The 12,726-nt window shown below is 66.9% G+C and carries 11 protein-coding genes; 2 read left to right on the plus strand and 9 right to left on the minus strand.

What is annotated here, in order from left to right; all coding sequences use genetic code 11:
* Window positions 1-82: 82 nt before the first annotated feature.
* Genes DFO45_RS10850 through DFO45_RS10865 form a run of 4 tightly spaced genes read right to left on the minus strand, consistent with a single transcriptional unit; the run spans window position 83 to window position 5,173 of the window.
* Window positions 83-682 (minus strand): sarcosine oxidase subunit gamma family protein, encoded by a 600-nt coding sequence (locus DFO45_RS10850; protein WP_012170021.1) that lies wholly within the window; start codon window positions 680-682, stop codon window positions 83-85.
* Window position 683: 1 nt separating this feature from the next.
* The gene (locus DFO45_RS10855; RefSeq protein WP_133864880.1) at window positions 684-3,647 is read right to left on the minus strand and encodes a sarcosine oxidase subunit alpha family protein; all 2,964 of its coding nucleotides are present in this window, start codon (window positions 3,645-3,647) and stop codon (window positions 684-686) included.
* Window positions 3,644-3,910 (minus strand): sarcosine oxidase subunit delta, encoded by a 267-nt coding sequence (locus DFO45_RS10860; protein WP_133864881.1) that lies wholly within the window; start codon window positions 3,908-3,910, stop codon window positions 3,644-3,646. Before DFO45_RS10860 ends, DFO45_RS10855 begins: the two co-directional genes overlap by 4 nt.
* A 12-nt stretch (window positions 3,911-3,922) precedes the next feature.
* Window positions 3,923-5,173, minus strand: a complete 1,251-nt coding sequence (locus DFO45_RS10865) for a sarcosine oxidase subunit beta family protein (RefSeq protein ID WP_133864882.1) — start codon at window positions 5,171-5,173, stop codon at window positions 3,923-3,925.
* A gap of 128 nt (window positions 5,174-5,301) precedes the next feature.
* Here DFO45_RS10865 and DFO45_RS10870 point away from each other — a divergent pair, with 128 nt between their 5' ends.
* A complete protein-coding gene (locus DFO45_RS10870; RefSeq protein WP_245518031.1) occupies window positions 5,302-6,252 on the plus strand; it encodes a GlxA family transcriptional regulator in 951 nt (316 codons plus the stop codon).
* A 711-nt stretch (window positions 6,253-6,963) separates the two neighbouring features.
* Window positions 6,964-7,218: a cupin domain-containing protein gene (locus tag DFO45_RS25220; protein WP_245518032.1), complete on the plus strand. Its 255-nt coding sequence runs from the start codon at window positions 6,964-6,966 to the stop codon at window positions 7,216-7,218.
* Window positions 7,219-7,481: 263 nt separating this feature from the next.
* Here the strand turns inward: DFO45_RS25220 and glnT are convergent, their stop codons facing one another.
* From glnT to DFO45_RS10900, 5 genes are all read right to left on the minus strand, one after another.
* Window positions 7,482-8,834, minus strand: coding sequence for a type III glutamate--ammonia ligase (gene glnT / locus DFO45_RS10880; protein WP_133864884.1), 1,353 nt, complete (start codon window positions 8,832-8,834; stop codon window positions 7,482-7,484).
* 88 nt (window positions 8,835-8,922) lie between these two features.
* Window positions 8,923-10,257: an FMN-binding glutamate synthase family protein gene (locus tag DFO45_RS10885; protein WP_012170028.1), complete on the minus strand. Its 1,335-nt coding sequence runs from the start codon at window positions 10,255-10,257 to the stop codon at window positions 8,923-8,925.
* Window positions 10,258-10,270: 13 nt separating this feature from the next.
* Window positions 10,271-10,978 carry a protein glxC gene (locus DFO45_RS10890; protein WP_133864885.1) on the minus strand — a complete coding sequence of 236 codons (708 nt, stop codon included), beginning with the start codon at window positions 10,976-10,978 and terminating at the stop codon, window positions 10,271-10,273.
* Complete coding sequence (locus tag DFO45_RS10895) at window positions 10,975-11,874, minus strand: glutamine amidotransferase family protein (RefSeq protein WP_133864886.1); 900 nt, start codon at window positions 11,872-11,874, stop codon at window positions 10,975-10,977. The genes DFO45_RS10890 and DFO45_RS10895 overlap by 4 nt, the downstream gene beginning before the upstream one ends.
* A 95-nt stretch (window positions 11,875-11,969) precedes the next feature.
* Window positions 11,970-12,635 (minus strand): XRE family transcriptional regulator, encoded by a 666-nt coding sequence (locus DFO45_RS10900; protein WP_081433936.1) that lies wholly within the window; start codon window positions 12,633-12,635, stop codon window positions 11,970-11,972.
* Window positions 12,636-12,726 lie beyond the last annotated feature (91 nt).

Consider the following 12,726-nt stretch of genomic DNA (forward strand, 5'->3'; position numbering starts at 1 on the left):
CCGGGCGCCGCACCCTTGGGGGGAGGTCATTACGGGGGTGAAGCCCCGGCGGGAAGGGGGAGGGCCGCGCGCCGCGCGGCCCTCAACCTCGGCCGGTCCCTTCCACGAACAGGCCGTACTGCGCCGCGCCCGCCGTGAAGGCGCGCAGGAAGGAGGGCGCGAACGAGCGCCCGACGGCGAGGCGATAGGTGGGCGCCGCGTCGGTCTGCCACAGGGTGACGCCGACGAACGCCATGGAGGTTGTCGCGGCATCGCCGGGGCCGAACGCGACCGGATCGAGATCGAGCGTGCACATTTTGGCGAGGGCGTCGCGGGCATGGAGGCCCGACAGCTCGAACACCAGATAGGCATCGCTCTGGTCGGTGAGGGCCGCATGGCCGCCGACCGCTCCTTCCAGCCGCGCGGCGAGTTCATCGCCGGTGGCGGGGGCGCAGAACACCAGCCAGCGGCGCGGGCCGATGCCGATGGCGGTGAGGCCGTCGCGGGAGGCTGCCTTGGGGCCGTTCGGCAGGGTGATGCCGAAGCTGTGCTCGAAGGCCGGTTCCGGCTGGCCGGTGCGGCGGGCATTGACGATGGCGGCGCCGAGGCCGCGCACCAGCCCGAGCGTGACGCCGGCGGGGCCGTCCATGCGGCCATGGCGGCCGGGAGGGACGAGGTCCGTGAGCGGGAGATGTTTCATCATGTCAGCCACGCAGCCGTTCCCCCTTGGGATCCACGAACGCGGGATCGCAGATTTCCACTTCGATGTCCTCGCCCCGCACCGGGTCATAGGCCCGCACCCGCTCGCCCCAGCGGTCCGGTCCTCGGGCGATGAGGCCGAGGCCGATCCAGTGATCGAGCGTGGGCGAGAAGGCGGCGGAGGTCATGTAACCCTGATCGTTTTCCATCTTCGCCTCGGCGCCGACCGGAAGAAAATGGGCGCCGGCCCGCAGCCTTTTGATGCGGTCCACCGGCTTGAAGCCGGCGAGCGTCGGCCGGTTGGGGTCCACCATGCCGGGACGGCCGGCCATGACGCGGCCGACATAGTCCTTCTTGGCGGAGGCCATGCGCCCGAGGCCGAGGTCGCGGGCGGTGGTCTGGCCGTTCAGCTCGCTGCCGGAGACATGCCCCTTCTCGATGCGCATCACCGCCAGCGCCTCGGTGCCATAGGGCGTGATGCCGAAGGGCTCACCCGCCGACATGAGGGCGCGGGTGAGTTCCTCGCCATGGCTCGCGGAGACGGCGATCTCATAGCCGAGCTCGCCGGCGAACGAGAGGCGGAAGATGCGTGCCTTGACGCCCCCCATCACGCTCGCCTGAAGCACGCCCATATAGGGCAGCGCCTCGCCGGAGACGTCCACATTGGCGTCGACCACCTTGGCCAGCACCTTGCGGGATTTCGGCCCGGAGATGGAGATCTGCGCCCACTGCTCGCTCACCGAGGCGAGCTGCACGTCCAGCTCCGGCCACAGCACCTGCAGGCAGAATTCCAGATGCTGGAACACCTTGGCCGCATTGGCCGTGGTGGTGGTCATGATGAAGTGATCGGGTTCGAGGCGCGCGGTGGTGCCGTCGTCCATCACGATGCCGTCCTCGCGCAGCATGACGCCATAGCGCGCCTTGCCCACAGGGAGTGACGAGAAGGTGTTGATGTAGACGCGGTCGAGGAAGACCGCTGCGTCCGGCCCCTGCACGTCGATCTTGCCGAAGGTCGAGACATCGATGAGGCCGACGGAGGAGCGGGTGGCCTTCACTTCGCGCACCACGCTCTCCAGCCAGTCCTTTTCCCCGGACTTGGGGAAATACTGGGCGCGCAGCCACTGGCCGGCCTCGACGAAGACGGCGCCGTGCCGGGCGGCCCACTGGTGGGTGGGCGTCGGGCGGGTGGGGCGGAAGTCCTTGCCGCGATGGTGGCCGGCGATGGCCCCCAGCGCCACTGGGCTGTAAGGCGGGCGGAACAGCGTGGTGCCGGTCTCGCCGACGCCCTGTCCGGTCAGCTCGGCCATGATGGCAAGGCCGGTGACATTGGAGTTCTTGCCCTGATCGGTGGCCATGCCGAGCGTCGTATAACGCTTCAGCAGTTCCACCGAGCGGTAGCCTTCCCGGTGGGCGATCCCCACGTCCTTGGCGCTCACGTCGTTCTGGAAATCGACGAAGGAGAGGCCGCGTGCGCCCTTCACCTGCCAGAAGGCGGAGATGCCGGATGGCTGGTCGTCGGTCTTCGGCACGGCAATGGCCTTGGCGGCAAAGCCCGCCTCGCTCGCCGCGGCGGCGCCCTGTTCGGCGCCGTCACGCAGCACGGCGTTGAGCGTGAAGCGCCCGCCGGCCGCGCCGGCGACGGACAGGCCGGGAGGCGGGGTGGCCGGCACGAAGGCGGCGAGATCCGCATCATAGGTGGGCCGGCTGCCGAAATGGCTGGTGAGGTGCAGGTTCGGCGTGGTGCCGCCGGAAATGGCCAGCACCTGCGTCGCGATCGTCTCCTCCCGTCCGCCGGAGCGGACGATGACGGAGGAGAGCACCTTGCCGGTGGTGGCCACCACCTCGCCGCCGAGGATGACCTGCGCGCCGAACGCCTTGGCGCGGCTGACGAGGGCCTGATCCACGGCGCCGCGCACATCCACCACGGCGGTGAGTGGCACGCCCGCTTCCGCCGCATCGAGCGCGGCGAGCCAGGCATAGTCGTTGTTGGCGAACAGCACGGCATTCAAGCCCGGCGCCACGCCATAGCGCACCGCATAGGTGCGCAGGGCCTGCGCCGACATCACGCCCGGCCGGTCGTTGCCGCCGAAGACGATGGGCCGGTCGAAGGCGCCGGCGGCGAGCACCGCGCGCTTGGCGGTGATCTTCCAGTAGCGCTGGCGCGGCAGGAAGGGCTCGGGCGCCGGGCGATGGTCCGACACGCGCTCCAGCGCACCATAGGTGCCGCTGTCATAGACGCCGAAGACCGTGGTGCGGGTGAGGATGCGCACGTTCGGCAGGCTGGCGAGTTCCGCCTCCGCCTTGGCGGCGAAGCTCGCGGACGGCGCGTCATCGATGAGCGTCTTCTCGCTGAGCAGCCGCCCACCGAGGGCGAAGTCCTCGTCCGCAATGATGACGCGGGCCCCGGAGCGGGCGGCGCTGAGCGCCGCGGCGAGGCCCGCCGCACCGCCGCCGATCACCAGAACGTCGCAGAAGGCGTGGGTCTTCTCGTAGGTGTCCGGGTCTTCGCCTTCCGCCGCCCGGCCAAGGCCCGCGGCGCGGCGGATCACCGGCTCGTAGAGCTTCTCCCAGAAGGCCGCCGGCCACATGAAGGTCTTGTAGTAGAAGCCGGCGCCGAGGATGGGAGAGAGCAGGCCGTTGACCGACAGGAGGTCGAAATCAAGCGAGGGCCAGCGGTTCTGGCTCTGCGCCACAAGGCCATCGAACAGCTCCACCGTGGTGGCGCGGGTGTTCGGCTCGCGCCGCGCGCCGGTGCGCAGTTCCACAAGGGCGTTCGGCTCTTCCGAGCCCGCCGAGAAGATGCCGCGCGGACGGTGATATTTGAACGAGCGGCCGACCAGCCGCACGTCGTTGGCGAGCAGGGCCGAGGCCAGCGTATCGCCGACGAAGCCGAGATAGGTCTTGCCGTCGAAGGAGAAGGAGAGGGGGCGCGAACGGTCGATCCGCCCGCCGGTGGCAAGACGGCTCATGGCGTCACCTCACGGGCGGGCGTTGCGCCGGCGATGGCGTGGGTGCGCGTGTCGCGCTCCACCACCACCCAGGAGCGGCAGCCGGAGCCGTGGTACCACAGCTCCTTGTGGGCGCCGGCGGGGTTGTCGCGCAGATAGACATATTCATAGAACGCCTGCTCGGCGTCCGGCGCGGCGGGATCGGGGCGCTTCACGGTGGCGTCGCCCAGATAGGCGAACTCGTGGGCATCGCGGAGCCCGCAGTAAGGGCAGGGAATGCGCATGACGGGAGACCTTCAGTGCAGGTTCGGCTGCGCGCCGACGCCCTTTTCGTCGATGATGTGTCCGGTACGGAAGCGGTCGAGCCGCATGGCGGCGTTGAGCGCGTGGGGCGCGTCCTTGGCCAGCGTCCAGGCGAAGCACCAGCCGGAGGCGGGCGTCGCCTTGAAACCGCCGTAGCACCAGCCGGTGTTGAGATAGAGGCCGGGGATGGGCGTCAGATCGATGATCGGCGTGCCGTCCATGGACATGTCCATGACGCCGCCCCAGGAGCGCAGCATCCGCACGCGGCCGAGGCGCGGGATGAGCGCCATGGCGCTCTCCGCCACATCCTCCACCACCGGCAGGTTGCCGCGCTGGGCATAGGAATTGTAGCCGTCGATGTCGCCGCCGAAGACGAGGCCGCCCTTGTCGGACTGGCTCACGTAGAAATGCCCGGCGCCGAAGGTGATCACGCCATCAATGAGCGGCTTCAGGCCTTCCGAGACGAAGGCCTGGAGCACGTGGCTCTCGATGGGCAGGCGCATGTCGAGCTTCGAGGTGAGCCGCGAGGTGGAGCCGGCGACCGCAAGGCCTACCTTCTTCGCCCGGATCGGCCCGCGCGTGGTCTCCACGCCTACCACCGCGCCATTCTCGCGGATGAAGCCGGTGACCTCGCAATTCTGCACGATGTCGACGCCGAGCCGGTCCGCCCCGCGGGCATAGCCCCACACCACCGCGTCATGGCGGGCCGTGCCGCCGCGCCGCTGGAGCAGGCCGCCCTTGATGGGGAAGCGCGCATTCTCGAAATCGAGGAAGGGATACATGGCGCGCACGCCATCCTGATCCAGCAGCTCGGCATCCGCGCCATTGAGACGCATGGCGTTGCCGCGCCGGGCATAGGCATCGCGCTGGGCGTCCGTGTGGCACAGGTTCAGCACGCCGCGCTGGCTGACCATGGCATTGTAGTTGAGGTCCTGTTCCAGGCCCTCCCACAGCTTCATGGACCATTCATAGAAGGGCTCGTTGCCCGGCAGCAGATAGTTCGAGCGGATGATGGTGGTGTTGCGCCCGGCATTGCCGGAGCCGATCCAGCCCTTTTCGATCACTGCCACGTTGCGGATGCCATGCTCTTTCGCAAGGTAATAAGCGGTGGCGAGGCCGTGGCCGCCGCCGCCTACCACGATCACGTCATAGGCGGGCTGGGGCGCGGCATCGCGCCAGGCGGGCTTCCAGCCCTTCTGCCCGGTGAGGGCATTGGCCAAGAGGCTGAAGACGGAATAGCGCATCGTCGTTCCTGAGAAGGGTCCCGCATCGGGGCGCGGCTGGACTATGGATCGCCCATCCCGCCTCTGGCATCATGCCCAAAAGCGACGCTTTGTTGACGAAAAACGACGTCGCGCACGAAAGGACGATCGTGACACCCAGCAGCTCGCGCACCTTCGGCTTCCTGCTGCTGCCGGATTTCGCGCTCCTCACCTATGCCAGCGCCATCGAGCCCTTGCGGGCGGCCAACGCCCTTTCGGGGCAGGATCTCTATCGCTGGCGGCACATTTCGGTGGATGGGCAGCCGGTGAAGGCCTCCAACGGCGTCGCCATCGCGGTCGATGAGCGGGTGGGGGAGAATCTCGCGCTCGACGCTCTGGTGGCGGTGGCGGGCGGCAATCCGGCGCGCTTCCGCCACAAGGCCACCTTCACCTTCCTGCGCCGGCTCGCCCACCGGGGCGTCATGCTGGCGGGCATCTCGGGTGGGCCTTATGCGCTCGCCCGCGCCGGCGTGCTGGCGGGCCACCGCTGCACGCTCCACTGGGAGCACATCCCGGCTTTCACGGAGGAGTTTCCGGACTTGGACGTGAAGCGCACGCTCTATGAGATCGACCGCGACCGCGTGACCTGCGCGGGCGGCATCGCCACGCTCGACATGATGGCGGACCTCATCGCCCGCGATCACGGGCCGGGGCTCGCCAACGCGGTGTCCGAATGGTTCCTGCGCACACAGGCCCGCCCCGCCTCCGGCGCGCAGCGCATGGCGCCCCGCGAACGTTTCGGCATCGGTAATGCCAAGGTGCTGAGCGTTCTGGCGGAAATGGAGGCGCGGCTGGAGGAGCCGGCCACGCGGCAGGAGCTGGCGGCCCTGGCGGGCATCTCCGTGCGCCAGCTGGAGCGGCTGTTCGCCGACCATCTGGGCGAGACACTGGGCGCCCATTATCTGCGGGTGCGGCTCGATCGCGCCCGCTCCCTGCTCAAGCAGACGGCGTTGCCGGTGGCGCAGGTGGCCATGGCGACGGGCTTCGTCTCCACCAGCCATTTCTCCCGCGCCTACAAGGCCCGCTTCGGCGCCTCGCCAATCAAAGAGAAGAAAATATAGACCCAATATTTATATGGGGTCTATTTCAAATGGAATGTTAATTTCTGGAAAACTTTTTGAAACGTTTTTAATGGTCTCATTTATATAATTTAAGGTTCGTTCATTTACGTCTGAGTGATCTAGATCAAACTCGCATCTAATTCTCATTAGAGTTTTGTCTTCGTTTAAGCTGACGCTTTTTATGAGCTGGCATCTCTTGAGCCCCTCTTGCAGAGCCTCGAATCCATCGTTCATCGTCGCCCACTCCCAGATTCTTAAATTCAATGATTGAGGATATCATGCCCTAAAATCAAGGCGCGGACTCAATCTGAAGAGGCAATGTTGAATGCTGCCTCTTTAAATTTCAGGGTGTCCAGCTTGGTGTCGCGCTTCCGATTGCGCGGGTACCTTCTGCTTGGCAGTCCCTTGGTACCGGGTTAGCGTTCCGTTGCGGATGCTTGCGTCTTGATGCTGGCGGACCGCGCAACGAAGCAACTGACGAACGCGGGACCAGTCTCGGCTGGGTGAGTGCCGAGGCTGTCTCATCCGTAAAAAGCGGCAGGACACCAGGGAGAGGGACATGCTCAGCAGACGAGGGTTTGTATCCTGCGCAGTCTGCGCAGCGGTGGGGATGGTGGCCTCTGGCGCCGATGCGGTGGCGCAGACGCCGGGCGTGGTGCGCACCGTCCTGCAGAGACGGAATTTCCCGGCGACAAATATGTCTGCATCCTGATGACGGCGGAGTTCGACGCCGGCCTGAAGGTGGCGCGCCACACCCATCCCGGCGTGGAATCGACCGTTCTGGTCGCCGGCGGCGGCACGCTCTCGGTGAAGGGGCAGCCCGACCGGGTCATGGCCGCGGGCGACGGCTTCCAGATCCCGCCCGAGGTGCCCCATGCCTTCCAGGTGGGCAGCGAGAAGGTGCGCCTCGCCATCACCTATATTGTCGAGAAGGACAAGCCGCTGTCCTCGCCGGCGCCGGAATAGCCAAAACAAAAGCCCCCGGCATGGGCATGCCGGGGGCCGGTTTGGTCGGCGATATCGGGCTTCAGAGCCCGCTTGGAAATTTCGGGCCCGGGCTCTTTTTCATCGGGGTCTGCCCCCTCCCAACCCTCCCCCGCAAGCGGGAGAGGGCTTTCCCCGCCAGAATTTCGCACCTGTCGCTGCGGCTGGCGCAACAGGCCCCCTCTCCCGCTTGCGGGGGAGGGATGGGGAGGGGGAAGGGGCGTTCGGGATCTCCAAGAGCGCCCTCAGATGTCCAGGGTGTGCTCGCGTTCCCACTGGGTGAGGTGGCGGGAATAGGCGTTCCATTCCTCGGTCTTCAGCTTCAGATAGCCGTCCACCAGCGCGGAGCCGAGGGAGTCCTTCAGCACCTTGGACTTTTCGAGTGCGCGCAGGGCGTCCAGCAAGTTCAGCGGCAGGCGCTTGGCGCCGCGCACCTTGTGGCCTTCCGTGTACATGTTGATGTCGAGCCGCTTGCCCGGATCGCGCTCGTTCTCGATTCCGTCGAGGCCCGAGGCCAGCACGCCCGCCTGCAACAGGTAGGGGTTCGCCGCGCCATCCGCGAGGCGGAATTCGAAGCGGCCCGCGTCCGGAATGCGGATCATGTGGGTGCGGTTGTTGCCCGTGTAGGTCACCGTGTTCGGCGCCCAGGTGGCGCCGGAAATAGTGCGCGGGGCATTGATGCGCTTGTAGGAATTCACCGTCGGATTGGTGAGGGCGCAGAGCGCATCCGCATTGTGGATGAGGCCGCCAATGAAGTGGTAGCCGAGCTGCGAGACGCCCAGTTCCCCCTTCGGATCGGAGAAGGCGTTGCCGCCCTTCTTCCACAGCGACACATGCACGTGGCAGCCCGAGCCGGTGAGGTTGATGAAGGGCTTCGGCATGAAGGTGGCGCGCAGGCCATGCTTCTCGGCGATGCTCTTCACCATATATTTGAAGAAGACGTGCCGATCCGCCGTGATGAGGGCGTTGTCATAATTCCAGTTCATCTCGAACTGGCCGTTGGCGTCCTCATGGTCGTTCTGATAGGCGCCCCAGCCGAGCTGGAGCATGCTGTCGCAGATCTCCTTGATGACGCCATACTGGCGCATCAGGGCAGACTGGTCGTAGCAGGGCTTGGCGGCGGTGTCCGATCCGTCATGGATGGCCGAGCCATCGGCGGAGATGAGGAAATATTCGCACTCGACGCCGCTCTTCATCTCATAGCCGAGGGCCTCGGCGCGGGCGAGCTGGGCTTTCAGAACCGACCGCGGCGCCTGCTCCACGATCTTGCCGTCCATGACGAGGTCGGAGGCGAGCCAGCCCACTTCCGGGTTCCAGGGCAGCTGGATGAGGGAGGACGGATCCGGCACGGCGAAGAGGTCCGGATCGGCCGGGCTCATGTCGAGCCAGGTGGCGAAGCCGGCGAAACCCGCGCCCGCCTTCTGCATCTCGTCGATGGCGCTGGCTGGCACGAGCTTGGCGCGCAGGCCACCGAACAGGTCCACGTAGGAGATGAGGAAATACTTGATGCCGCGCTCCTGCGCGATCGTCGCAAGGCTGGCGCTGGCGGCCGAGGCGCGGCCTTCCGCGTCCTTCACCTGCTTCGGCAAACGGGCCATGTGTGTTCCCCTGAATTTGGTTCGTCTGGGAGGCTTTATGTGAAAAGCCCGCGCCGCCCTTCGGGACGACGCGGGGTGGGGTGAGCGATCAGAAGCCGCCCTTGCCCGGAATCCAGTCGGTGCCTGCAAGCGGCACGCCAGCCATGGCGGCCGCTTCCATGGTGAGGGCCACGAGGTCCTCCGGCTCCAGATTGTGCAGATGGCTCTTGCCGCAGGCACGGGCGATGGTCTGCGCCTCCAGCGTCATCACGGCGAGATAGTTGGCAAGGCGTCGCCCGGCCTTCACCGGATCGAGACGGGCCGCGAGCGCTGGATCCTGCGTGGTGATGCCCGCCGGGTCCTTGCCCTCGTGCCAGTCGTCATAGGCCCCGGCGGTGGAGCCGAGCGCCTGATATTCGGCCTCGTGGATCGGATCATTGTCGCCCAGCGCCACCAGAGCCGCCGTGCCGATGGCGACCGCATCGGCGCCCAGCGCGAGCGCCTTCGCCACGTCCGCGCCATTGCGGATGCCGCCGGAGACGATGAGCTGCACCTTGCGGTGCATGCCGAGGTCCTTCAGCGCCTGCACCGCCGGGCGGATGGCGGCAAGGATCGGGATGCCCACATGCTCGATGAACACGTCCTGCGTTGCGGCGGTGCCGCCCTGCATGCCGTCCAGCACCACCACATCGGCGCCCGACTTCACGGCAAGCGAGATGTCGTAATAGGGGCGGGAGGCGCCGACCTTCACATAGATGGGCTTTTCCCAGTCGGTCAGCTCGCGCAGCTCCTCGATCTTGATCTCCAGATCATCGGGGCCGGTCCAGTCGGGATGGCGGCAGGCCGAGCGCTGGTCGATGCCGGCGGGCAGGGTGCGCATACCGGCGACGCGCTCGGTGATCTTCTGGCCGAGCAGCATGCCGCCGCCGCCGGGCTTGGCGCCCTGGCCGATCACGATCTCGATGGCGTCCGCCTTGCGCAGATCGTTGGGATTCATGCCGTAGCGCGAGGGCAGATACTGATAGACCAGCGTCTGCGAGCTCTGGCGCTCCTCCGGCGTCATGCCGCCGTCGCCCGTGGTGGTGGAGGTGCCCATGGCCGAGGCGCCGCGCCCCAGCGCTTCCTTGGCATTGGCCGACAGCGCGCCGAAGCTCATGCCGGCGATGGTCACGGGCGTCCTGAGGCGGACCGGCTTCTTGGCGAAGCGCGTGCCGAGCACCACGTCGGTGCCGCACTTCTCGCGATAGCCTTCCAGCGGATAGCGCGACACGGAGGCGCCGAGGAACAGCAGGTCGTCGAAATGCGGCAGCTTGCGCTTAGTGCCGCCGCCGCGGATGTCATAGATGCCGGTCGCTGCCGCGCGCCGGATCTCGGACAGGGTGTGCGGATCGAAGGTGGAGGAGAAGCGGGGCAGGGTGCGGGGCACGTTGTTGTGCGCGGTCATGGTTGTCTCCCGCTCAATAGGCATCGACATTGTCGATGTGGAAGTTGTAGAGCCGCCGGGCCGAGCCGTAGCGCTTGAATTCCGAGACATCGATGGTCCCGGCAAGGCCGGCTGCGCTCAGCTTTTCCGCCAGCAGCGCCTTGTGCTCCTCGCGCATCTCCTTCTCGATGCAGTCGGCGCCGAGGCTCTGCACCGTGCCGCGCACGAAGAGTTTCGCTTCATAGAGGCTGTCCCCCAGCGCATCGCCCGCATCGCCGAATACGATGAGGTGGCCGGCCTGCCCCATGAAGGCGCTCATGTGGCCGATGGAGCCCTTCACGATGATGTCCACGCCCTTCATGGAGATGCCGCAGCGGGCCGAGGCATTGCCCTCGATCAGCAGCGTGCCGCCATGGGCGGTGGCGCCCGCCGCCTGGCTGGCATCGCCCTTCACATGGACGAAGCCGCTCATCATGTTCTCGGCGACGCCGACGCCCGCATTGCCGTTGATGGTCACGCGGGCCTGCTGGTTCATGCCGGCGCAGTAATACCCAACGTGGCCGTCGATCTCGACCTCCAGCGGGGCGTTGATGCCAACCGCCAGCGCATGGCGGCCGTTGGGGTTCGCCACATGCCAGCGGCGGGCGTTGGTCTCAACGCCCGCCTTGTGGAGGGCGGCGTTCAACTCGCGCAGCGGCTGGGCGGCGAGATCGAAGGTGAGGTCGGTTGCTGGCGCGGTCATGCTGCGCGGTCCCAGAAATAGACGGTGGCGGGTTCGGGTTCGAAGACCTTGGCCTTGGCGATGCCGGGCAGGTCCACGAGCGCCCGGTATTCGGAGCCGAAGGCCACATACTGGTCGGTCTCGGCCATCACGGCGGGCTTGCAGGCGATGGGATCGCGCAGCACGCCGAAGCCGCTCTCGGTGCCCACCACGAAGGTGTAGAAGCCATCGAGATCGTCGAGGCCCGCCTTCAGTGCCTCGCCGAGTGTCGCGCCCTCGCGCATGCGCCAGGTGAGATAGCCGGCGGCCACCTCGCTGTCGTTCTCGGTGGCGAAGGTGAGGCCTTCGCGGGTGAGCACGCGGCGCAGGTCGTTGTGGTTCGACAGCGAGCCATTGTGCACGAGGCACTGGTCGCGGCCGGTGGAGAAGGGATGGGCGCCGGCGGTGGTCACGGCGCTTTCGGTGGCCATGCGGGTGTGGCCGATGCCGTGGGTGCCGCGCATCTTCGATAGATCAAAGCGCAGCGCCACGTCGCTCGGCAGGCCCACTTCCTTGAAGATTTCCATGCGGGCGCCGGAGCCCACCAGGGCGACCTCCGGATGGTCGGTGGCCAGGGCCGCGCGCACCGCTGCCTCGGCAGCGGCCGGCACCTCGATGACGGCGTGGGTGGCGCGGACGGAGAGGCCCGGCGCGCCGCCGGCGCTCACCGAGAGGCTGCGGGCCAGCGCCTCGAAATCATAGCCCGCCGCTGCCCGCAGCGAGAGCTTCACATGGTCCGCCGTGCCGGCGCCATAGACCGCGAAGCCGGCACTGTCCGGCCCCCGATCGGTCATCACGCAGAGCATGGAAGAGAGCATTTGGCCGAGCTCGGGTTCGAGCTTCGGGTCTTTCAGAAAGATGCCGACAATGCCGCACATGGCGTTGCTCCATCGCCCTTCGGGGCCATGGAGATTTGGTACGTCGCGCCGCCGGAATCGTCAATGGGGGGAATATTATTTTCCTGCGAAGAAAATCACTCCGCCTGCCGACTGTAGACGATGATGGAGAGATAGGTCATCGGGCGGGTGATCAATTCCTCCGGTCCATGGGCCGCCGCGGAATCGAACATGAGGGAATCGCCGGGCCGCAGGTGGTAGGTGCGGTCGCCGTGGCGATAGACCACCTCGCCGGACAGCATGTGGATGAACTCCACCCCGCCATGGCGGAAGCTGGTGTAGGGCACGGCTTCCTGCGTGAGCGTGATGAGATAGGGCTCCACCACGATATCGCCGCCGAGCCCGTGGCCCAGCAGTTCGTACTGGTGGCCCACCTTCGTGCCGCGGCGCTCGATGACGACGCCCTGGCCCGCCTTCACATAGGAGCAGTCGTGCCGCTCCTCGAAGGTGGAGAACAGCGCCGTGATAGGCACGTTGAGCGCCCGCGCGACGGACTGGAGCGTGGAGAGGGAGGGGGAGATCTGCCCGTTCTCGATCTTCGAGAGCATGCCCACGGAGATTCCCGCCGCATTGGCGAGATCGGAGACGGTGAGGTCGAGCTGGCGCCGGATGGAGCGGACCTGGATTCCGAGGGCCTGCTCGAGGCTGGTCGCGCCGGCGGCGGGCGCACCGGAACCCGTGATGTAGGAGGCTGTCTCGGTTTCGTCCTTGGCGGCTTTGCTTCTGCGGTCCGGCACTCTCATGTCCTTCTCGGGCCTCCCTCCCTTTCGGGCGGGAATGACCAAACTACCAGATGCAGAACATACCGCTGCGCGCGTCGGTGCCAATCATCAA

Origin of the sequence: Azorhizobium sp. AG788 (genome assembly GCF_004364705.1) — a bacterium.
Classification (GTDB): domain Bacteria; phylum Pseudomonadota; class Alphaproteobacteria; order Rhizobiales; family Xanthobacteraceae; genus Azorhizobium; species Azorhizobium caulinodans.

Bases quoted from the DNA above. Each gene is read 5' to 3' on its own strand.
- glnT (WP_133864884.1), bottom strand. From the start codon at position 8,834: ATGGCCCGTTTGCCGAAGCAGGTGAAGGACGCGGAAGGCCGCGCCTCG.
- DFO45_RS10860 (WP_133864881.1), bottom strand. From the start codon at position 3,910: ATGCGCATTCCCTGCCCTTACTGCGGGCTCCGCGATGCCCACGAGTTC.
- DFO45_RS10885 (WP_012170028.1), bottom strand. From the start codon at position 10,257: ATGACCGCGCACAACAACGTGCCCCGCACCCTGCCCCGCTTCTCCTCC.
- DFO45_RS10890 (WP_133864885.1), bottom strand. From the start codon at position 10,978: ATGACCGCGCCAGCAACCGACCTCACCTTCGATCTCGCCGCCCAGCCG.
- DFO45_RS10865 (WP_133864882.1), bottom strand. From the start codon at position 5,173: ATGCGCTATTCCGTCTTCAGCCTCTTGGCCAATGCCCTCACCGGGCAG.
- DFO45_RS10895 (WP_133864886.1), bottom strand. From the start codon at position 11,874: ATGTGCGGCATTGTCGGCATCTTTCTGAAAGACCCGAAGCTCGAACCC.
- DFO45_RS25220 (WP_245518032.1), top strand. From the start codon at position 6,964: ATGACGGCGGAGTTCGACGCCGGCCTGAAGGTGGCGCGCCACACCCAT.
- DFO45_RS10850 (WP_012170021.1), bottom strand. From the start codon at position 682: ATGATGAAACATCTCCCGCTCACGGACCTCGTCCCTCCCGGCCGCCAT.
- DFO45_RS10900 (WP_081433936.1), bottom strand. From the start codon at position 12,635: ATGAGAGTGCCGGACCGCAGAAGCAAAGCCGCCAAGGACGAAACCGAG.
- DFO45_RS10855 (WP_133864880.1), bottom strand. From the start codon at position 3,647: ATGAGCCGTCTTGCCACCGGCGGGCGGATCGACCGTTCGCGCCCCCTC.